16 protein-coding genes are annotated in these 21,009 nt (G+C 62.5%); 9 read left to right on the top strand and 7 right to left on the bottom strand.

Features of this window, described 5'->3' with window-relative positions; all coding sequences use genetic code 11:
• Positions 1 to 56: 56 nt before the first annotated feature.
• From ELX51_RS09670 to ugpC, 4 genes are read left to right on the top strand one after another with little or no spacing between them, the layout of a single operon-like run.
• Positions 57 to 947 carry a sugar ABC transporter permease gene (locus tag ELX51_RS09670; protein ID WP_127753318.1) on the top strand — a complete coding sequence of 297 codons (891 nt, stop codon included), beginning with the start codon at positions 57 to 59 and terminating at the stop codon, positions 945 to 947.
• The gene (locus ELX51_RS09665; RefSeq protein ID WP_127753317.1) at positions 947 to 1,762 is read left to right on the top strand and encodes a carbohydrate ABC transporter permease; all 816 of its coding nucleotides are present in this window, start codon (positions 947 to 949) and stop codon (positions 1,760 to 1,762) included. Before ELX51_RS09670 ends, ELX51_RS09665 begins: the two co-directional genes overlap by 1 nt.
• Positions 1,759 to 4,959 carry a glycoside hydrolase family 38 C-terminal domain-containing protein gene (locus tag ELX51_RS09660; RefSeq protein WP_127753316.1) on the top strand — a complete coding sequence of 1,067 codons (3,201 nt, stop codon included), beginning with the start codon at positions 1,759 to 1,761 and terminating at the stop codon, positions 4,957 to 4,959. Before ELX51_RS09665 ends, ELX51_RS09660 begins: the two co-directional genes overlap by 4 nt.
• 60 nt (positions 4,960 to 5,019) lie before the next feature.
• On the top strand, positions 5,020 to 6,075 hold the full coding sequence (gene ugpC / locus ELX51_RS09655) for a sn-glycerol-3-phosphate ABC transporter ATP-binding protein UgpC (RefSeq protein ID WP_127753315.1): 1,056 nt from the start codon (positions 5,020 to 5,022) through the stop codon (positions 6,073 to 6,075).
• On the opposite strand, the gene ELX51_RS09650 is transcribed toward ugpC, so the two are convergent.
• Complete coding sequence (locus tag ELX51_RS09650) at positions 6,072 to 6,944, bottom strand: AraC family transcriptional regulator (RefSeq protein WP_164854825.1); 873 nt, start codon at positions 6,942 to 6,944, stop codon at positions 6,072 to 6,074. The two genes, ugpC and ELX51_RS09650, sit on opposite strands and share 4 nt — an antisense overlap.
• Before the next feature lie 103 nt (positions 6,945 to 7,047).
• Between ELX51_RS09650 and ELX51_RS09645 the strand changes: the two genes are divergently transcribed.
• Positions 7,048 to 8,502, top strand: coding sequence for an alpha-glucosidase/alpha-galactosidase (locus ELX51_RS09645; protein WP_127753313.1), 1,455 nt, complete (start codon positions 7,048 to 7,050; stop codon positions 8,500 to 8,502).
• Between the two features lie 76 nt (positions 8,503 to 8,578).
• Here the strand turns inward: ELX51_RS09645 and ELX51_RS09640 are convergent, their stop codons facing one another.
• From ELX51_RS09640 to ELX51_RS09620, 5 genes are all read right to left on the bottom strand, one after another.
• Positions 8,579 to 9,949: an alpha-glucosidase/alpha-galactosidase gene (locus tag ELX51_RS09640; RefSeq protein ID WP_127753312.1), complete on the bottom strand. Its 1,371-nt coding sequence runs from the start codon at positions 9,947 to 9,949 to the stop codon at positions 8,579 to 8,581.
• Between the two features lie 12 nt (positions 9,950 to 9,961).
• Complete coding sequence (locus tag ELX51_RS09635; protein WP_127753311.1) at positions 9,962 to 11,629, bottom strand: ABC transporter ATP-binding protein; 1,668 nt, start codon at positions 11,627 to 11,629, stop codon at positions 9,962 to 9,964.
• Positions 11,630 to 11,639: 10 nt separating this feature from the next.
• Complete coding sequence (locus ELX51_RS09630; protein WP_127753310.1) at positions 11,640 to 12,830, bottom strand: ABC transporter permease; 1,191 nt, start codon at positions 12,828 to 12,830, stop codon at positions 11,640 to 11,642.
• Positions 12,830 to 13,834: an ABC transporter permease gene (locus ELX51_RS09625; protein ID WP_127753309.1), complete on the bottom strand. Its 1,005-nt coding sequence runs from the start codon at positions 13,832 to 13,834 to the stop codon at positions 12,830 to 12,832. The genes ELX51_RS09630 and ELX51_RS09625 overlap by 1 nt, the downstream gene beginning before the upstream one ends.
• Before the next feature lie 67 nt (positions 13,835 to 13,901).
• Positions 13,902 to 15,995 (bottom strand): ABC transporter substrate-binding protein, encoded by a 2,094-nt coding sequence (locus tag ELX51_RS09620; protein ID WP_127753308.1) that lies wholly within the window; start codon positions 15,993 to 15,995, stop codon positions 13,902 to 13,904.
• Positions 15,996 to 16,078: 83 nt separating this feature from the next.
• Between ELX51_RS09620 and ELX51_RS09615 the strand changes: the two genes are divergently transcribed.
• A complete protein-coding gene (locus tag ELX51_RS09615; RefSeq protein WP_127753307.1) occupies positions 16,079 to 17,080 on the top strand; it encodes a helix-turn-helix domain-containing protein in 1,002 nt (333 codons plus the stop codon).
• Positions 17,081 to 17,120: 40 nt separating this feature from the next.
• On the opposite strand, the gene ELX51_RS09610 is transcribed toward ELX51_RS09615, so the two are convergent.
• A complete protein-coding gene (locus ELX51_RS09610) occupies positions 17,121 to 17,546 on the bottom strand; it encodes a heme-binding protein (RefSeq protein ID WP_127753306.1) in 426 nt (141 codons plus the stop codon).
• A gap of 404 nt (positions 17,547 to 17,950) precedes the next feature.
• Here ELX51_RS09610 and ELX51_RS09605 point away from each other — a divergent pair, with 404 nt between their 5' ends.
• The 3 genes from ELX51_RS09605 (at position 17,951) to ELX51_RS09595 (ending at position 20,977) form a co-directional block, all read left to right on the top strand.
• A complete protein-coding gene (locus ELX51_RS09605; protein ID WP_127753305.1) occupies positions 17,951 to 19,429 on the top strand; it encodes an alanine/glycine:cation symporter family protein in 1,479 nt (492 codons plus the stop codon).
• A gap of 197 nt (positions 19,430 to 19,626) precedes the next feature.
• Entirely contained in the window at positions 19,627 to 20,145 is a 519-nt protein-coding gene (locus ELX51_RS09600) for a hypothetical protein (RefSeq protein ID WP_127753304.1), read from the top strand.
• A gap of 100 nt (positions 20,146 to 20,245) precedes the next feature.
• On the top strand, positions 20,246 to 20,977 hold the full coding sequence (locus ELX51_RS09595; RefSeq protein WP_206524719.1) for an ABC transporter ATP-binding protein: 732 nt from the start codon (positions 20,246 to 20,248) through the stop codon (positions 20,975 to 20,977).
• Positions 20,978 to 21,009 lie beyond the last annotated feature (32 nt).

Here is a 21,009-nt window from a genome sequence, read left to right as displayed (position 1 = left end):
CCGGGAAGGCTTGCCGCGGCCATTGGAACACTCGACCAGCGAGTGAGAACCCATCCATGAAAAACCAGGCCAATCCCTGGCTCACCAGCAATCTCTTTGTCCTGGCCCTGGGACTGCTGCCAGCTGCGGTCCTGATCGGGGCGCTGCTGTATTTCACCGCCTGGGCGTTTGCCTTCAGTTTTACCGACCTCGCTCTGGTGGGCCGCAAGGCCGTGGAATGGAGTTGGGTCGGTTGGGAAAATTATGAGCGCCTGTTCACGCGCCGGGGGTTTCTGGAGTCGCTCTGGACCACGGTGATCTTCGTGTTTTTTTCCGCCATTGTTGGCCAGTCCGTCCTCGGCTTTCTGCTGGCGGCCAGCTTACGCGGCTCACGCTCGACGCTGCGCAGCGTGGTGGAAGCCTGCATCATGCTGGGCTGGCTTTTGCCCGATATCGTCGCGGCATTCCTGTGGTCGGCCACGACTTCGCAGACCGGGCTCATCAACCAGCTCATCATCGTGCCGCTGGGCTTCCCACCGGTCAACTTCATCAATCAGTATGCGCTGCCCGTGGTGATCATCGCCAATATCTGGAAGGGCACGGCGTGGTCCTACCTGCTGTTTTCGGCCGCGCTGGATTCGGTGTCGCGCGAAGTGGTGGAGGCAGCCAAGGTCGATGGGGCCACGCCGTTCCAGCGTATCTGGCTCGTCATGCTGCCGATCATCCGGCCCCATATCGCCACCAATATGCTGTTCATCACCATCTGGACCTTCACTTACTTCCCGCTGATCTTCGCCATGACCGGGGGCGGGCCGGGCACACAAACCCAGACGCTGGCGATCTTCCTTTACAACCAGAGTTTTTCGCGCGGTAATCTGGGCTTTGGCAGCGCCATTTCCGTGGCAATGCTGGTGATCGTGGGTGTGCTGTCGCTGTTCTATCTGCGGCTGTTGCGGGAGCCGAAGTGATGGAAGGCAACCTCGCCCAGTCCCGCCTGACCGCGATCGCCCTGGCCTTTGTGGCGGTGATCTGGGTCAGCCCATTTTCCTGGCTCGTACTCAATGCTTTCAACCCACTGTCGACGGGCCAGCTCGAAATACCCCGCTCCGTGGGGCTCGAGAACTTTGCCCAGGCGGTCAGCGGCAATGCGGGCAAGCAGTTCCTGAATTCGATGCTGATCGCCGCCGGGACGGCTACGCTGAGCGTGCTGGTCGGCATCGCCGCGGCTTACCCGCTGTCGCGGCTGCGCATTCCGGGGCGGAATGCCTTTTTGTGGACCTTGGTGCTGCTGCGTATGCTGCCTTCGGCTGGCGTGCTGGTGCCGCTCTATTTTGCGGCGCAGCGGAGCGGGCTGCTCAACCAGCTCGGGGTGATCATCGCGCTGACCATCCTCAACCTGCCGTTCACGCTGCTGCTGCTCAAGAACTTCTTTGACACCGTACCCATCGAGCTTGAGGAGGCCGCCTATGTCGAAGGCGCCTCGCTGTTGCAGATCGTCAGCAAGGTCGTCCTGCCCATGTCGAGGGCCGGGATCGCGGTGGTGTGGTTCTATAGCTTCACGGGCGCCTGGAACGAGTTCTTGCTGCCCCTGATCTTTGCCCGCGTGCAGGACGCCTTCCCCATGTCGGTCGGGCTGTATGCGGCGTTCGGCCAGCAGGGGGCAATCAATTACGGGTTCCTCACGGCCTTTTCCATCATCTACGCGGCGCCGGCGGTCGGCGTGTATTTCCTGTTGCGGCGGAACATGAACACAGGGTTCGCCGGTGTCGGAGTTAAAGGATGACCTATTCCAATCCCCTCGCATCAAAGCTCGGCCTGGGCGACGATGATCTCAAGATGGAGGGTAAGCTGCTGCGGCTGTGCGCCGACCTGCAGCAAAAGATCCTGACCCCGATCCCCGACGCGCCGTTTCAGTGGCATGTGCAGCATGCCGACATGGCCGCTGAGCAGGCGTTCACTGCAGACTGGCGGGCCTGGGAGCCGTTCGGGCCGCGCTCGGTCTGGGCAAAAAAGCAGGGCCACACCTGGTTTGCTGCCGAAGTGGTCGTACCCGAGGCGGCGGCGGGGCAAACGCTCGTGCTTGCCTTCACCTCGCAATGGCAGAGCCGGCCCGGTTCCACCGATCCGCAATGCCTCGCCTATCTCGATGGCAGGATTGCCCAGGCGCTCGATGGCAACCACACCGAGTTGGTGATCGAGCGTAACGCGCGGCGAGGCAGCGTACACACGCTCCTCGTCAATGCCTTCACTTTTTTCGATCGGCCGCTGGTGGGCCTTGGCGTGGAGTTCTTCCTGCGCAACGAGCGCGCCGAAAAGCTCTACTACGACCTGCAAACGCCGCTCGACGTCGCCATCCGGCTGCCGCAGTCCGATCCACGCCGTCACGCGATCCTCGCGACCGTGGACCGGGCCCTAAGGGTGCTGGACCGTCGCGGCGCGCACACAGAAGCCTTTGCGGCATCCCTGGGTGATGCGGAAAAGATCGCGGCCGAGATCTACGATATCGTCGATACCGAAGTGCAGCCGCAGATCACGGCGGTGGGCTCGACCCATCTCGATGTGGGCTGGCTGTGGCGCGTCATGCACACCCGCGACAAGACGGGGCGGTCCTTCGCGACGGTGCTCAACCTGATGGAGGAATATCCTGAATTCGTCTTCATGTATAACCAGTCGGTGCTCTTCGACTTCCTCAAGCGCGATTATCCCGAGCTGTGGGAGCGGATGCTCGCCAAGGTGAAATCGGGACAGTTCGAGATCGAAGGCGCCATGTGGGTGGAGCCCGACGTCAACATCGTTTCGGGCGAAAGCCTGGTGCGCCAGATCATGCGCGGGCGCCGTTTTCACCTCGACCATTTCGGCGTCGACCCGAAGACCGTCTGGCTGCCCGACACCTTCGGCTATTCGGCGAACCTGCCCCAGATCATGGACAAGTCGGGGCTGAAATATTTCGTCACCTCCAAGCTCAGCTGGAACGACACCGACCGGCACCCCTATGATAGCTTTTTCTGGCGCGGGATCGACGGGACGGTGACCAAGGCGCAGCTGATCACGGCGCAGCGCTTTGAGTCCGAGGCGATCTACACCACCTATAATGGCGATTTGTCGGTCAGCGAGACCATGGGCGCCTGGAAGCGCTATGAGCCCAAGGCGGTCCACAATGAAGTCGTGATGTCCTATGGCTATGGCGATGGCGGGGGCGGCCCCACCCGGGCGATGATCGAACGCGGTATTCGCCTGCAGCGCGGTATTCCCGGCGCACCTAGGGTCAAGCTCGAAGGCATCGTGCCGTTTCTCGAGCGACTGGGGCAGCGCATGGACGCGGTTGGCTCCCGCTTTCCGACCTGGAATGGCGAGCTTTACCTGCAATATCACCGCGGCACGCTGACCTCGGTCGCCAAGAACAAGGCCAATAACCGCCGCGCCGAGCGCATGCTGCGCGAGCTGGAATTCCTCGGTGCCATGGCCATGCTGCACACCGGCGCTGCCTATCCGGCGGAAACGCTCGCCGAGTTCTGGGAACTGGTGCTGATCAACCAGTTCCACGACATCCTGCCGGGGACGTCGATTCCCGAGGTCTATGTCGACAGCGACAATGAATACGGCCAGATCTTTTCCACGCTTGGCTCGCGCAACGGCCCGTGGCACGCCGCGGCCAATGCGCTGGGGGGCGGCGGTGCCGGGCAGCTGCGGTTATTCAACTTCACCGGACAAACGCGCTCGGGCCTCGTCAATCTGGGCTCCGGCGCGGGGCTCGACGGACTGGCGCTGGCCACGGCGGGTGGCGCGCACCCGGTGCAGGCCATCACCCGCGCCGATGGCAGCAGCGAAGCGATTGCTCCGGCGGCAGCGCTGCCGTCACTGGGCTGGGCGGATGCCCAACTGGTCGGGGGCGGGGCGGCGGACACCAGTTCGGCCGTCTCAGTCTCTGAAACCCATCTCGAAAACGAAGTGCTGCGCGTAAGCTTCGACAGACGAGGCGAAATCACCTCGGTCTTCGACAAGACGCGCAACCGGGAAGCGCTGGCACCGGGGCAATCGGCCAATCGGCTCATTGCTTATGAAGACAAGCCCATGGAATGGGACGCCTGGGACATAGACCGCTATTTCGAGGAACAGTTCTGGCCGCTCGCCGATGACCCCTGCACGATCAGCGTGGTGGAAACCGGGCCGCACCGCGCCGCCATCCGGGTGGAGCGGCAATATCAAGCGTCCAGGGTGATACAGGTGATCTCGCTTGCGGCCGGGGCGCGCCAGATCGAGTTCGATACCTTCATCGACTGGCAGGAACGCCAGACCGTTCTCAAGGCGCAATTCCCGTTCGATCTCAACACCTCGGAGATCCGCTCGGAAATCCAGTTTGGCCATGTCAAGCGGCCGACCCACCGCAACACCTCTTGGGACAAGGCGCGGTTCGAGGCCTCCATGCATCGTTGGGTGGACTTGAGCGAAGCCGACTGGGGCGTCGCGCTGCTCAATGACTGCAAATATGCCTATGATTGCCTTGAGCAATCGGTCCGGCTGACGCTAGTGCGCGGTTCGACCTTCCCCGATCCCGGGGCGGATCTGGGCGAGCACCGGCTACGCTATGCGCTGTTCATCCATGATGGCGTCGCCGATCTGGCGGATGTGCATCGGGCGGCCGAGCGCTTCAACAATCCGGTGGCGGTGGTGGGCGACCTCACGCCGGCGGCAGCCGCTGCAGGGTCGCTGAACAGCTTCAGCTTTGCCACTGTAGACCAGGCCAATGTCACGCTCGAAACGGTCAAGAAGGCGGAAAAATCTGATGCCATCGTGCTGCGGGTGTTCGAGCACGCCAATATGCGCGCCGAGGCCAAGATCACCTTCGGGGTGGCGGTGAAATCGGTGCGGATGGTCAATCTGATGGAGGAAGGCGATGTCACCCCGCTTGAAGTGAACGGCAGCAGCGTGAGCCTCTCGCTACGCCCCTTCGAAGTCGCAACTCTTTTGATCGAGACCTGAACCAAGCCGTGCCGCTCCTCCTCTCGCTGAGGGGCGGCCAACCAGACATTGGAGAGGAAAATGGCCGAGGTTTCCCTGCGTGGCATCCGCAAGTCCTATGGCGCTGTCGAGGTCATCCACGGCGTTGACCTCGAGATCGGTTCGGGAGAGTTCGTGGTGTTTGTCGGGCCCTCCGGCTGCGGCAAGTCTACGCTTCTGCGCATGATCGCCGGGCTCGAGCCGATCTCGGGCGGGGAAATTTCGATTGGGGGCAGGGTGGTCAACAACGTTCCCTCGCCCCAGCGCGGCATCGCCATGGTGTTCCAGAGCTACGCGCTTTATCCGCATATGAATGTCTATGACAACATGGCCTTCGGACTGCGGCTGGCCAAGACGCCCAAGGAGGAAATGGATCGGCGCGTACGTGAGGCCGCGCGCATTCTCCAGATCGAGACCTATCTCGACCGCATGCCCAAGGCCCTGTCGGGCGGGCAGCGCCAGCGCGTGGCGATCGGCCGGGCGATTGTGCGGGCGCCGCAGGTGTTCCTCTTTGACGAACCGCTCTCCAATCTCGACGCCTCGTTGCGGGCCCAGACCCGCATCGAGATCGCCAAGCTCCATGGGGCGCTCGATGCCACGATGATCTACGTCACCCACGACCAGGTCGAGGCGATGACGCTGGCTGATCGGATCGTCGTGCTCAATGCCGGGCGGATCGAGCAGGTAGGCACGCCGCTTGAGCTCTATCGCAATCCGGTCAACACCTTCGTGGCCGGCTTTATTGCCAACCAGCGCATGAACTTCATCGACCTCAAGGACGGCGCCAATGCTTTGCTGGCCAGCTCGCCGCGGCTGCGGCAGCGGCTCGAAGGCCAAGCCAATATCCGCACCATCGGAATCCGGCCCGAGCATCTGGCGCTGGCGAGTGCCGGAGACGCGGACCTCAGTGGCACTCTGTCGCTGATCGAGCAGTTCGGTGAATATGCGCTGGCTTATGTCGAGCTGCCCAGTGGGGACCTCATCACCATAAAGCTCGAGGGGGCGCCCGAGCTTGCACCCAACCAGCCCATCCACATGGCCGTGCCGCCAGGCTCGCTGCATCTGTTCGATGAAACCGGGCGAGCGCTGCGGAGCTAGGTGCCGGCCGCGGCCCGGCCGTCGGCGCGATACTGCAGGGGCGAGACCCCGCGCTTCTTGCGGAACACTTTGGCCAGGTAATTGGCATCGGCAAAGCCATGGGCCCGGGCAATGCTGACCACGCTCATATCGGTGGCAAGCAGCAGCCGCTCGATGCGCTCGAGGCGCCGCTGCAGCACGAAGTCGGCCGGGGCGATGCCGACGACAGCGCTGAACTGGCGCACGAAATGGCTGCGGCTCATTTCGGCGATAGCCGCGAGGCGCCCGACATTGAGCGGGTCGGCGAGATGGGTTTCCACATAAGCGACGACCCGCGCCAGCGCCAGCGGCAGGGTTTCCTCCGGTGCCGCGCTGGCGCCAAAGACGCCGTCATGAAGAGCGGCAAGGCCGGCATAGGCGGCGCTCGAGGCTTCGCCGGGGGTGAGGTCGGGCTGGGCCATCAAGGCGAGGCAGGCGCCGGCCAGGCGATCGATGATGATGTCGGGGAGGGTGACGACGGGGCCGCGGGCATCGATCACCTGCCGCACGAGACGCAGCGCCTCGCGCCCGTTGAGCACCATCCAGAAATACTCCCAGTGGCCGCCGCGCTCGAGCCAATAGCGGTGGGCATGGGGCATGGACAGAACCATGGTTTGCCCCGGCACCAGCCGGTGCTGCACGCCGGCAAAATCGAGCCGGCCTTCGCCCACAAGCGTGTGCTGAATGACGAGGAACGGCGCGGTGCCACGCTGTAAACCGTCCCAGGAATACACCTCGTTGCGCCGCTGTTCATAGCCTGCGCTGACGGCCATGCAATGCAATGGCACCGAGCTCTTCGGCAGGCGCAGCAGGCGGATGTCAAAGCCGTGAGAGACGAGGTCGGTGAGCACAAAATTACCCTGTTCGGCACAACCTTTCTCTAGCATCGGCGCGGCAGCCGAGGCTAGCACTAGGACCAAGGCAATTGCCGCAACAGGCGTGGGGAGAACCAGTTTGTCGTTTAAAGTCACCGTTATCGGGGCCGGCTCGATCGGCTTTACCAAGACCTTGATCTCGGACCTGCTCAAGGTGCCTGAATTCGTGGATTGCGAGTTCGCGCTCACTGACATCAACCCGCACAATCTCGACATGGTCAGGCAGGTGATCGAGACGATCGTTGCGGTCAACCGGATGCCCGCTAAGGTCACGGCCACAACCGATCGTCGCGAAGCGATCAGCGGTGCGCGCTATGTGATGAGCTGCGTGCGCGTGGGCGGGCTCGAGGCCTTTTCGACCGATATCTCCATTCCGCTCAAATACGGGGTGGATCAGTGCGTCGGCGATACGATTTGCGCCGGCGGCATTCTTTACGGGCAGCGCAACATCCCGGTGATCCTTGACTTCTGCAAGGACATCCGGGAAGTGGCCGAGCCCGGCGCGCTGTTCCTCAACTATGCCAACCCGATGGCAATGAACACCTGGGCGGCAGATCTGTACGGCGGCGTCGACGTGGTGGGGCTCTGCCACGGCGTGCAGCATGGGGCGCACCAGATCGCTAAGGTGCTGGGGGTGCGCGACGACGAGCTCGACTATGTCTGCTCGGGCATCAATCACCAGACCTGGTACATCGACATCCGTGCCAAGGGGCGCAAGATCGAGGCGGATGAGCTGATCGCCGGGTTCGAGGCGCATCCGGTGTATTCCAAGCAGGAAAAGGTGCGCATCGACGTGCTCAAGCGCTTCGGGGTGTATTCCACCGAGAGCAACGGGCATCTGAGCGAATACCTGCCCTGGTATCGCAAGCGCCCCGAGGAGATCGGCCGCTGGATCGACATGAGCGACTGGATTCACGGGGAAACCGGCGGCTATCTGCGCTATTCCACCGAGCGCCGGAACTGGTTTGAAACGGACTTCCCGATGTTCAAGGAGCAGGCCAACAAGCCCCTATCCGAGCACAAGCGCACCAGCGAACATGCCAGCTATATCATCGAGGCCAAAGAAACCGGCCGCGCTTATCGCGGGCACTTCAACCGGCGCAACAATGGCATCATCACCAATCTGCCGGCCGACGCGATCATCGAGAGCCCCGGCTATGTCGATCGGTTCGGCATCAACATGATCGAGGGCATCACGCTGCCAACGGCCTGCGCGGCGACCTGTTCAGTGTCGATTTCGGTGCAGCGCTTGTCGGTGGAAGCGGCGATGACCGGGAATATCGATACGCTCAAGCTGGCGGTGCTGCACGACCCGCTGGTGGGCGCAATCTGCACGCCCGACGAAGTCTGGGCCATGGTCGACGAGATGGTTGTGGCCCAGGCGCGGTGGCTGCCGCAATATGCCGATGCGGTGCCGGCGGCGGCCGAGCGGGCGGCGAAGTCCACGGTCAAGACGCGAGACTGGAATGGCGCGGCGCGCAAGCAGGTGCGCTCAGTGGAAGAGCTGCGTGAAGTGGTGGGTGGACACCACTAGGCAGAAATAGCCGAAGACAAGAAAACGGGGCGCCTGGGGCGCCCCGTTTTTGCTTGGGAGCTTGGAACGCGCGCGGCTAGGCCACGCGCTGCTTGCGAGGGCCGCGGGCCCATTGGGGCAGCATGTCGCCATGAGCTTCGGTCAGATCATCGACGAGGTTCCAGATCTGGTCGAGGTCGAGCTCGGCCGCGGTGTGGGGATCCATCATGGCCGCATGGTAGATGTGCTCGCGGTTTTCGGTCATCAGGGCGGCGACGGTCAGCTCCTGCACGTTGATGTTGGTGCGGATGAGCGCGGTGAGCTGCGGGGGCAGATCGCCGATATAGGTGGGCTGCAGGCCATTGTCGTCGACGAGGCACGGCACTTCTACCGCCGCATTGTTGGGCAGGTTGGTGATGACGCCATTGTTGCGCAGATTGCCGTAGATCACCGAAGGCTCGCCGGTCCAAACCGAGTTGACGATGGAGGAAGCATATTCCTTGGACGGCTTGACCTCGATGCGGTCGGCCTTCTTGTAATCCTCCGAGGTCTTCTTCCAGCGCGCGATCTGCTCGATGCAGCGCTTGGGATATTCATCGAGCGGCACACCGAACTTCTCGATCAGGTCCTCGCGGCCCTCTTTGATGAAATAGGGGGTGTATTCGGCAAAGTGCTCGCTGCTTTCGGTGACGAAATAGCCGAGCCGGGTCAGCATCTCATAGCGCACCTTGTTGTTCTGGCGCGGGTTCCAGCTGCTGGGCTTGGGCGCACGGCCTTCGGCATAGGCTTTGAGCAGCGCGGGATAAAGGTCCTGGTAGGAGCCGTCGGGCAGGCGGTGCTCGAAGTTGAGGAAGAAGGCCATGTGGTTGATGCCGGCCGAGCGGTAGCGGATTTCCTCGTAGGGGATGTCGAGGTCGTGGGCCAGTTCCATGGCGGTGCCTTGTACGGAATGGCACAAGCCGACCTGCTTGATGGCCGGGTATTTCTCGGCGATGGCCCAGGTGTTGATGGCCATGGGGTTGACGTATTGAAGCATCACCGCGTCGGGCGCGACCTGCAGCATGTCCTCGCAGATGCTCCAGAGATGGGGCACGGTACGCAGGCCGCGCATGATGCCGCCGACCCCGAGCGTGTCGGCGATGGTCTGGCGCAGATTGTACTTCTTGGGCACGTCGAAATCGATGACGGTGGAGGGTTCGTAGCCGCCGATTTGGAAGCAGACCACCACGAAATTGGTGCCATCAAGCGCCTGGCGCTGGTTGGAATAGGTCTCGACGGTTGCGGGCACGCCAAGGGTCGCGATCAGCTTGCTGGCGATGATCTCGCTTTCGGTGAGGCGCGTGGGATTGATGTCCATCAGCCGGATGGTGGCGCCGGCAAGGGCGGGGCGCTGGAGAATATCGCCCACGATGTTCTTCATGAACACCGATGAGCCCGCGCCGATAAAGGTGATCTTGGGATTTGCCATAACTGAATGCTCCTAGGCGGCAATGTCGAACGCGGCGCGCAACAGGCGGGCCGTGTATTCGGTTTGAGGATTGGAAAGAACTTCGGCGACGGGGCCTTGCTCAATGATCTTGCCATGCTGCATGACCAGGACGCGGTGGCAGAGGGCCCGCACGACTTTGAGGTCGTGGCTGATGAAGAGATAGGAGAGGCCCTTTTCGTCCTGCAGTTTGCGGAGGAGGTCGATGATCTGGGCCTGCACCGATAGGTCAAGCGCCGAGGTCGGCTCGTCGAGGAGGATGAACTCGGGCTCGAGCGCGATGGCGCGGGCGATGGCGATGCGCTGGCGCTGGCCGCCCGAGAACTCGTGGGGGAAGCGGTTGAGAATGCCATCGGGCATGCCCGCATCCTGCAGCGCCTGGCGCACGCGATCGAGCCGCTCGGCGCCATTGGCGCCGATCTTGTTGACGATCAGCCCTTCCTCGATGATCTGCCGGATCGACATGCGCGGATTGAGGCTGGCGAACGGGTCCTGGAAGACGATCTGCATGCGGCTGCGCAGCGGCCGCATGGCGGTACGGTCCTTGTCGTGGATGGGCTGGCCGTCAAAGTAGATCTCGCCGCCCTGGTTGTTGATGAGCCGGATCAAGGCCTGTCCGAAAGTGGTTTTGCCTGAACCCGATTCTCCAACGATGCCCAGGGTTTCGTGGCGGGCGAGGCGGATGTCGAGGTTGTCGACGGCCTTGAGCTCGAAGAAATCGGGCTTGAAGAAGCCGCCACGCTTGAGCGTGAAGCTGACCTTGACGTCGCGGCCCTCGAGCAGCGTCTGGCGGCCTTCGGCAAGGGGCAGGGCGGTGCCCTTGGGCTCGGAGGCGAGGAGGTGCCGGGTATAGGGGTGCTGCGGATCGGCGAACAGCGCTTCGGTGGTGTTGTGCTCCTGCACCCGGCCGTTCTGCATCACATAGACATAGTCGCTGAACTGGCGGACCACGGTCAGGTCATGGGTGATCAGGATCACCGCCATGCCGTACTTGTCCTTGAGGTCCTTGAGCAGGTTAAGGATCTGCGCCTGCACCGTCACATCAAGGGCGGTCGTGGGCTCATCGGCGATGAGCACCTCGGGCCGGTTGGCGAGCGCCATGGCGATCATCACGCGCTGGCGCTGTCCGCCAGAAAGCTGGTGCGGATAGTTGTTGAGGCGCGCGCGCGGCTCGGGGATCTGCACTTCCTCGAGCAGCTTTTCGGCGCGCTGCATCGCCTCGGCCCGGGATATCCAGTTGTGCAAGTGCAGCACCTCGCACAGCTGCTGGCCGATCGTATAAACCGGATTGAGCGAGCTCATCGGCTCCTGAAAGATCATGGCGACGTCGTTGCCGCGCAGCTTGCGCATGGCGTGCTCGCTCATGGCGACCACATCCTTGCCCGCCAGGGTAATGCGGGTTGCGGGCAGGATGGTCGCCCGCTTGGTCAAGAGCTTCATCAAGGTGCGGGCGGTGACCGATTTGCCCGAGCCGGACTCCCCGACAAGGGCGATGGTTTCGCCCTTGTGGAGCTGGAAGGATACATCCTTGACCGCATGGACGACGCCGCCTTCGACCTTGAAATCGACCCCGATATTGCGCGCATCGAGGATCAGTTCGCGCTCATGGTTGCCATGGTCGTGGCGGGTGAGGGAGACAGGCCCTTGAGTGGTGTTGGTCATGGCTTGGCTCTCAATAGGGGTCGACGGCATCGCGCAGGCCATCGCCCAGCGCGTTGAAGGCAAAAACGGTGATCAGCACGAAGATCACGGGCGACAGGATCCATGGATAGGAGCCGATGACCGAAAATGAGCCGGTGTCCTGCAGCATGAGGCCCCAGGAGATCAGGGGCGGCTTGACCGCAAAGCCGAGGAAGCCAAGGAAGCTTTCGAGCAGCACCACGGTCGGCACCGAAAGGGTCACGGCGACGATGACGTGGCTGAGCACGTTGGGCAGGATATGGCGGGTGATGATCCGCCCGTCGCCGGCGCCGACCGCGATGGCGGCCCGCACATAATCAATCCGCGCGAGGGAGAGCGTCTTGGAGCGCACTTCGCGGCTCAGTTGCGCCCAACCCAGCACGGCCATGACGCCGATGACGAAGGCGATGAACACATTGGACGGGGCGGTAATGGGGATGAGCGAGGTGAGCGCGAGGTAGAGTGGCAGCTGGGGGAAGGCGAGGACGAACTCGACGAACTTTTGCGTCCAGCTATCAAACCGCCCGCCAAGATAGCCCGAGGTGATGCCGACCAGCGTGCCGATCACCGTCGTCAGGGCAGTGACGACAAGAGCGATGGTGAGCGAAATGCGCGAGCCGACAATGCCGCGCGAGAGGATGTCGCGGCCGAACTTGTCGGTGCCGAGCAGGTGGACGGTCCGCGTTGGATCGGTGGCGCCAAAGAAGTGGATATCGGCGGGGATGACCCAAAGCAGATGGTAGGGATAGCCCTTGACGAAAAAGCCGAGCTCGATGGGATTGTCGTAGTCGGGCCCGATGATGGGCTGGAAGGTGATGGGGTCGAGCTCTTCGCCTTCGCTCAGCTGATAAACGACCGGTAGCAGCGAGAAGCTGCCATCGGCACGCATGAAGCTGAGCGTATCGGGCGGGGCGAAACCGATATTGGCCTGCTTTGGATCGAGCGGCGCAAAGAAATCGGCAAACACCGCCACCAGCAGCAGCAGTACGACGAGGACGAGCCCGATCATGCCCATGACCGAACGGCGGAAGCGCCGCCATACGAGGCTGCGATAGCTCTCACTCTTGGCGTAACGCTGGGGAATCGCGCCGCCGTCGGCCACAGCTTCGGTGGCGGGGGTTGGCGCAGCGGTGCCGGGCTGGGCGGGCAGGGGGATGGATTGGGCCACGAGTTCGCGTTCCATCAGGCGCCTCCCAGCCGGATGCGCGGATCAAGCAGGGCCAGCAGCATGTCGGAGATGATGTTGCCGATGATCAGCGTGGTGGCCAGCACCAGCATGAAGGTGGCGGTGACCCAGACATCGCCCACGGCCATCGAGCCGGTGATGGCGGGGCCCACGGTCGCGAGCCCGAAGACGATGGCGACTTCGATCTCGCCGGTCAGCATATAGGGCAGCACCACGCCCTGATAAGCAACGAGGGGATGGAGGGCATTGGGGACTGCATGCTTCATCACCACGGCGCCGTGGCTGAGGCCCTTGGCGCGTGCGGTTTCCACATATTGGGCGTTGAGCACGTCCAAGAGATTGGCCCGCATTACTCGCATATTGTAGGCGAGGCCGCCAAAAGTCGCGATCGCGATCACCGGCCAGACATGCTTGATCAAGTCGACGAACTTGTCCCAGCTCCAGGGTGCACCGCCATAACGCGGCGAGAAGAAGTTGCCGACATCCTGCACGCCCATGCGGAAGACGAGGAGGTAGAGAATGATGATCGCCAGCAGGAAACGCGGGATCGTCATGCCGAGAAACGAGATGAAGCCGAAAAGGGTGTCGATCCAGGAATACTGACGGGTCGCGGCCACGATGCCGAGGCTGATGCCGATCACCGATGCGAGGATGTGGCAGGTCAGGGCCAGAAGGATGGTGGCGGGCAGGCGCTCGGCGACAACCGCGCCCACGGGCTTGTTGAAGTAGAGCGAATGGCCGAAATCGAAACGGGTCAGGATGCCGTAGAGCCAGCGGAAATATTGGATGTGGAGGGGGTCGTTCAGGCCATTGGCGGCCCGATACGCTTCGGCCTGGGCATTGGCGGCCTCAAAGGATGCACCACCCTGATTCATGGCCATGGAGCGGATATAGTCACCATAGTCGCCGGGCGGCGCCTGGATGATGGCGAAAGTCACGATGCTCAAGAGGAGCAGGATCGGGATGGCCGACAGGATACGCGACAAGAGGAAACGGATCATCTGGGCCGCCTTTATTCTTTGGTCCGGGGATGACGAGGGGCCCAAGCCCCTCGCCTATGCGACCAGCTTAGTTGCTGGTGATGGGGCCATTGCCCTGGCCAGGTGCACCCGGAAGCGTGTCGGGATGCAGCTGGGCGTCCGACTGCCGGTCTGCCGGCACATAGAGACGCTCGCGGATCAGCCCGTCCTCGGCCCAGTTGAACTGGAGGATGGGGGTGCCCGCCGGCACATTGGCGAAGCGCTTGTTGATGATCAGCGCACCCGGATACTGGGTCAGGCCAATGCCAAACACGTTCTCGGTGTAAAGGCGCTGATAGGTCTTCATCAGCTCGATGCGCTCGGCCGGATCGGCCGTCCCGACAAAGGCGTTGATGGTGTCGACCATCTCCTGTTCGAACGGCAGGAGGTCGAGCGTTCCGTCGGGCCCGGCGCGGTGACCGGTGCTGATCTGGGGGCCCGTCGGCGCCAGATCCTGGGTGTTCTGCACCACCGTGATCAGCTCGGACTCGTTGCGGCGCAGGGTCCAGTCGAACTTGCCGGCTGGTTCATTGGCGTCGCGCTGATTGCCGGCCTGCGCCATCGAGATGACGCGGAGTCCCAGCCGTTCCATCTGGGCGATGACGCCTTCGGCTAGGCTCTTGTCGGTCTGGTAGTCGACCGTCGAGAGCATGGTGATCTCGACATCGGCACCGCCCAGCACATCGGCGGGGAAGTTGACAAAGCCATTGCCGTCGGTGTCGGCGAGCCCAATCTTTTCCAGCAGCGCCTTGGCGTCTTCCAGCGAGTACGGATAGTAGACTGTGGAGTCCTTGTCGTAATAGCTGGTCGGCACCATCAGCCCGCCCGGATAAGGCGAGGTGAAGGGGCCCTTGACCAGCGCTTCGCCCAACGCCGAGCGATCCAGCGCATAGGTGACGGCCTTGCGGAAGTCGAGATTGCGATTGAGCTCGCGGACGGCCTGGCTGCGGGCATCTGGTTCGCCCCAGCCATTGCCCGAGAGGTTGGGATAAATCGAATAGGAGATGGTGCGGGCACCGAAAGCTAGGCGGGCGGGCGCGGTTTCCTCGGCGGAGCGGCGCAGCGCTTCCACAAAGCTTTCGGGCTGCTCGAGATTGGAAAGGTCGCCCGAACCGGCCACGGCCTGAACGTCGCGATCGGCCCAGGTGGACAGGCGATACTGCATCTCATCGAGATAGGGCAGCTGATTGCCGTTCTCGTCGACCTTCCAGTAGTAAGGGTTGCGGCGCAGGACGATGATGTCGTCCGCGCGATATTCCACCGGCACCCAGCCGCCCATCGTAGGCATGTTGAGATATTCGGGCGGGAAGGCATTTTCGAACTCGTTATAGGTGGGGCCGTCCTTGTGGGCGGGATGTTCGGCCTTCAGAATGTGGCTCGGGCCGGGGCAGAAATTGCCGTAAGCCATGGAGTAGAGATATTGCGTGGGGCGCTCGGCCTTGAAGGTCCATTTGACCGTGTAGTCGTCCACTTTCTCCAGTGTGGTGCCGACGCCAAAGGTTTCGGGCGAAGCGCCGTTGAGCGGGGTGACCTGGGGGTCCGCCAAAACGTCGTTCCAGTAGAACATGATGTCTTCCGCATCGAAGGGGTCGCCGTCGGACCATTTCGCCCCTTCGATAAGGTGCATGGTCAGCTCGTGTCCGTTTTCGGACCATTCCCAGCTTTTCGCGAGGTTCGGCAAGGGCTCGAGTTCTTCAGCCCGGACCTGGAACAGCGGGCCGGTCCGAGTGAGGCATTCCGACAGAGCGATATCAATGCCGCCCCAGCCCTGCGTCTGGCCGGCGCTGTAGTTCCAGCCCTCGGGTCGGCCGCCCACGACATGGCGGATCACATCGCCATAGACCCCTACACCATCGGGCATGTTGGCGGTTTTGTAGACCAGCGGCTCCTTGGGCAGACGCTCGGCCACCGGCGGCAGCTTGCCGGCGTCTACGAAGTCCTTGACGAAGTCGGGCTCATGGTATTCGGGCAAGGCCCGGAATTCGAGAATGTCCTTGATGCCGACAAAGGTGGGGACCTGCTGAGCATCGAACTTTGGTGGCTCGGGCGGCGTTGTGGGTGCAACAGTTTGAGCCTGCGCTGCCAGCACCGAAACGCCCAGCAGCAATCCGGCCCCGCCAAGGGCCCTTGCGTGTGTTCTCATCGAAACCTCCCAGAGCAGTAGGTCGGCTTTGATTGCCGAAGCCGGACACTCCCTTCCGGTTTCAATCCTACCCTCGGGCTGAAATGGTACGCCTTGCCAGCGTCCATGCAATCCGGAATGATAGAGACCTATTCCGGGTTTCTAAGATATCCATGGATAAGATGGCTGAGGTAGACGGGATCGGAACTGTGGTGGCGCGCGAACGCGCGCCGCGTCCGACGCCTCGGCCGGATCGAAATTTCTACTCCTCTGGCAAGGCCTTTGGCCGCTTCGGCATCCGCTCGTTCGCCCCGCAGCTGATGGCGCAACCGCATAGCCATGGGCATATCGAGTTCAACTGGCTGACCAACGGCACCATGGAGTACCAGTTCGACGGCGGGCCCGTGACCTTGGGTGCGGGACGACTGGCAGCGTTCTGGGCGGGTATTCCCCACCGCACGATTGGTTTGAGTGCAGCCGCGCTCAGAGGGCGGCAACTCAACATCTACCTGCCAATGGATACTTTCCTGGAAATGCCGCGACTCGGGCGTTTGACGGAAACCTTGATGGGGGGCGGTGTCATTCAGCTGCTGCCCGATTGCATCGGGCTCGAAACCCTTGAGCGCTGGCACCAGGATTATCGGAGCGGCAACGCGCTGCGCAGCGATATTGTGCGGTCGGAAATCGGCACCATGTTCCGCCGCGCAGCGATCACGGGTTGGGAAACGTTGCTGCCAGCCTGGGTCGAGGCATCAGGCACCCGGACGCGAACCGGCTCGCCGGTGCGCTATGTGGTCCGCATGGTGCGCCACATCGTTGAAAATATCACCGATCCGCTCAGCGCCGAAGATATTGCCGAGGTGGTAGGGCTGCACCCGAACTATGCGACCAATCTCTTCAGCAAGGTGATGCACATCTCGGTGCAGAAATTTGTCATCCGCATGCGCCTGATCCGCGCCCGCTCGCTGTTGTTCGCGGGCAGTCTATCGGTGGCCAATGTCGCCTTTCAATCCGGCTTCAGCAGCCAAACCCAGTTCTATGAGCATTTCCGCAAGGCCTATGGCATGACACCAAGTCAGTTGCGCCGGCACACTATCGCGGGCTGAACGAGGAGGGCGGCCGCAAGCAGCCGCCCCGAAGCGTTAGTTATTGCAGCGAGGCGGTGAAGTGGTCGATGCCGGCCTGGGCGACCTCGGTGTCCTGCGCGGGGGTGCCGGAGCTGACGCCAATGCCGCCCACCACAGCGCCATCAACGAGGACGGGCAGGCCACCGCCGACCACCATCAAGCGGCCACCGATAGCTGAACCGATGCCATAGGCGGGAGCGCCGGGCTGGCTGGCCGCGCCATATTCGTGCGTCGCCTTCTTGGCCGCCGAGGCGGTGAAGGATTTATCGATGGCAATGGTGATGCTGGTGATCTTGCCGCCATCCATTCGCTCAAAGGCGATCAGATTGCCGCTTTCATCGGTAACGGCAATGCACATCGGCACGCCGATCGATTCAGCCTTGGCGCGGGCGCCGGCGAGGATGGTGTGGGCGTCGGTGATATCGAGGCGGGTGATGGTCAGCATGGCGGTTCCAGTGTCGGGTTCACAAGCGGCTGTGGCCTAGCACGGCGGTGTTGCGCGCGCACCCCTGTAGCGCGAGAGAGCCGGCGACGTGTCGATGTTTCCCCAAACTCATCCGATATCCTCTGCCCACCGTTCGTTGCGACGGCGCAGCTTGTGCGGGAGCAAGGGGGATTGTGCCTGAGGTTTTCGGCGCGGGGAGAAATAAGGGGCCGGCCTGCCGAGCCGGTTGGCACCATTCCCAACCGGTGCACGAATGGAAGCGGAAACCATGGTTGGACAAACTTGCGCCGGTTTCGGCTTCGTTTCCGCCCGCCGCGCGTAAACCTTAGGGTCTCACCCGTTTGCCCAGCTTGGACCTGGGCTGAAGGCCAGCACCTCGACCAACCCAGTGGAGGATAGGAATCGTGGACCTTCTCAATCAGCTGTTCAGTCTCATCGAAGAGTTCACCTGGGGGTGGTCGCTGATCCCCATCCTCATCATCTTTGGCGGCTTCATCACCGTCATGAGCGGGTTTGTGCAGATCGAGTATTTCGGGCGCATGTTCCGGGTGCTGTCGTCCAAGAACCAGAGCGGGGATCCTAATGCGATCAGTGCGCGGGAAGCCCTGCTGGTTTCGGTGGGCGGCCGGGTCGGCGGCGGAAATATTGCCGGGGTGGCGGTGGCGATCACACTGGGCGGCCCGGGGGCGGTATTCTGGATGTGGGCCGTGGCCCTGCTGGGAATGGCGACGAGTCTCGTCGAATCCTCACTGGCGCAGCTCTATAAGCGCGCCAATGGCGATGGCACCTATCGGGGTGGCCCGGCCGCTTACATCATTCATGGGCTGGGGGCGCAGTACCGGTGGTTGGCAGTGGTGTATGCCGTTTGCCTCCTGGCGGCGTTTGGGCTCGGGTTCAATGCATTCCAGGGCAATACCTTTGCCGGCGCGGCCAATGACAGCCTTGGCATCGACCGGATCTGGACCGGCGCCTTCCTCGCCGTGGTGACCGGGCTTATCGTTTATGGCGGCATTCGCCGCATCGCCAAGGTCGCCGATGTGATCATCCCGATCATGGCCGTTGCCTATATCGGGATGGCCCTATTGGTGATCGCCCTCAACATCACGGCGCTGCCGGGGGTGCTGTGGTCGATCTTTGCCAATGCCTTCGGCTTGGAGGAGGTTGTGGGTGGTGGCGTCGGCGCGGCGCTGGCGCAGGGGCTGCGTCGGGGCTTGTTTTCCAACGAGGCGGGCCTCGGTTCGGCGCCCAATGTCGCGGCAACCGCGGATGTCAGGCACCCGATCAGCCAGGGGATCACGCAGTCCTTTTCGGTGTTCATCGACACCATCATCGTTTGTTCCTGCACCGCCTTCATCATTCTGCTGAGCCCGGTTTATGTGCCCGGCGTCGAGGGAGTGGACGGGGTGGTGCTGACGCAGCAGTCGCTCGTCAGTCAGCTGGGTGGATGGTCGCAATATCTGCTGACCTTTGCGATCCTGCTGTTTGCGTTCAGCTCGATCATCTACAATTACTATCTGGGTGAAACCGCCCTCAAGGTGATCACGGGGAACGATGCGGCACTGCACGCTCTTCGGGTTGGCATTGTTCTTGTCGTGTTTCTGGGCGCCTCGGCACCGGCGGCCACGGCCGTGTTCTTTTTTTCGGACCCGTTGATGGGGGTCCTGGCTCTGGTCAATCTCATGGCAATCATGATGCTGTTCCCGGTGGCGCTGCGCATTCTCAACGACTTCCGCGCCCAGCTAAAGCAAGGGGTCGAGCGTCCAGTATTCCGGCCCGAAAATTTCAGCGATCTCGATATCGACCCCACGGCCTGGCCCTATGCCAAAGAGGAATCACAGGGCAGGGCGCAGCCGGCGGCCAACCCGCCTGCCTTGGGGGCCTAGGGGCAAAATTGGCATTGTTGCTGGAGGGCGCCACAGCGGCTTCAAGGGTGGGGCGCGTTGTCGCGGTGTCGGATTCGTGTACCTGCGGGGGAACCCTTAACGCTGTTTCATTGCTTATCTTATGAATTGATAGGCATAGTGCATCCGAGCGCGAAACCATGCGTTTGCATGCGTTCCTTTGAGAGATGATCTGGACGATGAAAAAATACGTAGTGACCGCAGCCCTGGCCGCTTTGTTGCAAATTGGCTCCATGCTCGCGCCGGCCAGCGCGGCCGAATCCAACATGGCACTGCTTGCATCCTACACGGGTGACTGGCGCGGCAACGGTGCTTTGGTGGGCGGGGACGAGCCCGAGGCGCTGCGCTGCCGGCTGAACATCACCAGAGGCAATGCCGGCAAGATCAACTATTCGGGCCGCTGCAATCTGGCGCGCTCGACGCTGTCGGTGAGCGGCACCATCGCCTATAACGGGCAGGCCGACCGCTACGAAGCGGCGATGAGCTCCAATGCCGGCTTTACCGGCACGGCTGTTGGCCAGCAGCGGGGCAGCGACATCACCTTCAACCTGCGTGAGCAGCAGAAGGATCGCGGCGGCAGCGACGTGCGAATCGGCGCTACGATCATCTTGAAGAATGATCAGGTGAGGGTGGACTTCGAGGTCGAATTCAACAATTCGGGCGAGGTGCTTACCGCCCAGGTCCCCTTCAACCGCTAGTTCAAGACAGACAGGTGACGCGACGCTGCGGCTCTGTTCCTCGGAACAGATCCGTGGCAGTCTGGCCTGGCCTCGTGATGGCCAGAGTTGGATTGAATCAATGAATGAGATGGGGAGCAATGCCCTGGCCCGACAGGACCAAAACGTCATCGAGGGGCATGACGTTGGTTACACGCTCAATGTCGCGTCCCGGCCGCTCAGCATTTTGCACGATGTTAACCTGGTGGTCCGGCCCGCCGAGGTGGTCGCCATTGTCGGCGCGTCAGGCAGCGGCAAGACTTCGCTGCTGATGCTGCTGGCGGGGCTGGACCGGGCAACTTCAGGCAAGATCCTGGTGCGCGGCACCGACCTTGGCACGATGGGCGAGGACGAGCTTGCCCGGTTCCGCAGGGGCTCCCTGGGTATCGTATTCCAGAGCTTCCATCTTATTCCATCGCTGACCGCGATCGAGAATGTCGGACTGGCGCTGGAAATCGCCGCGCCTGAACTGGCCCTGCCAGAGGTGCGCCGTCGCGCCGCTGAGGCGCTTGAAGCGGTTGGCTTGGGCGGGCGGGCGGATCATCGGCCGTCCGCACTTTCGGGGGGCGAACAGCAGCGCGTTGGCCTTGCTCGCGCTATGATCGCCAATCCGCCCCTGTTGCTGGCCGATGAGCCCACTGGCAATCTTGACGAGAAGACCGGCGAAGTGGTGATCGAGCTGATGTTCGGTCTCGCCCGCAAGAATCAAACCGCCGTGGTGCTGGTCACCCATGATCCCAAACTCGCGGCGCGCGCCGACCGGGTGCTGACCATGAGCCAGGGACACCTTACCGAAACCACGGCGGCTCGATGACCTCTTTGTTGCGAGCCATCCGGGTTGGGTTG

Source organism: Devosia sp. 1566 (assembly GCF_004005995.1).
GTDB lineage: Bacteria > Pseudomonadota > Alphaproteobacteria > Rhizobiales > Devosiaceae > Devosia.
This window is presented reverse-complemented; position numbering and strand designations above follow the sequence as displayed.

What these genes read in the sequence shown, in the direction of transcription:
- ELX51_RS09670 (WP_127753318.1), top strand. Translation starts at nt 57, where the DNA reads ATGAAAAACCAGGCCAATCCCTGGCTCACCAGCAATCTCTTTGTCCTG.
- ELX51_RS09665 (WP_127753317.1), top strand. Translation starts at nt 947, where the DNA reads ATGGAAGGCAACCTCGCCCAGTCCCGCCTGACCGCGATCGCCCTGGCC.
- ELX51_RS09660 (WP_127753316.1), top strand. Translation starts at nt 1,759, where the DNA reads ATGACCTATTCCAATCCCCTCGCATCAAAGCTCGGCCTGGGCGACGAT.
- ugpC (WP_127753315.1), top strand. Translation starts at nt 5,020, where the DNA reads ATGGCCGAGGTTTCCCTGCGTGGCATCCGCAAGTCCTATGGCGCTGTC.
- ELX51_RS09640 (WP_127753312.1), bottom strand. Translation starts at nt 9,949, where the DNA reads ATGGCAAATCCCAAGATCACCTTTATCGGCGCGGGCTCATCGGTGTTC.
- ELX51_RS09635 (WP_127753311.1), bottom strand. Translation starts at nt 11,629, where the DNA reads ATGACCAACACCACTCAAGGGCCTGTCTCCCTCACCCGCCACGACCAT.
- ELX51_RS09630 (WP_127753310.1), bottom strand. Translation starts at nt 12,830, where the DNA reads ATGGAACGCGAACTCGTGGCCCAATCCATCCCCCTGCCCGCCCAGCCC.
- ELX51_RS09625 (WP_127753309.1), bottom strand. Translation starts at nt 13,834, where the DNA reads ATGATCCGTTTCCTCTTGTCGCGTATCCTGTCGGCCATCCCGATCCTG.
- ELX51_RS09620 (WP_127753308.1), bottom strand. Translation starts at nt 15,995, where the DNA reads ATGAGAACACACGCAAGGGCCCTTGGCGGGGCCGGATTGCTGCTGGGC.
- ELX51_RS09615 (WP_127753307.1), top strand. Translation starts at nt 16,079, where the DNA reads ATGGTACGCCTTGCCAGCGTCCATGCAATCCGGAATGATAGAGACCTA.
- ELX51_RS09610 (WP_127753306.1), bottom strand. Translation starts at nt 17,546, where the DNA reads ATGCTGACCATCACCCGCCTCGATATCACCGACGCCCACACCATCCTC.
- ELX51_RS09600 (WP_127753304.1), top strand. Translation starts at nt 19,627, where the DNA reads ATGAAAAAATACGTAGTGACCGCAGCCCTGGCCGCTTTGTTGCAAATT.
- ELX51_RS09595 (WP_206524719.1), top strand. Translation starts at nt 20,246, where the DNA reads ATGAATGAGATGGGGAGCAATGCCCTGGCCCGACAGGACCAAAACGTC.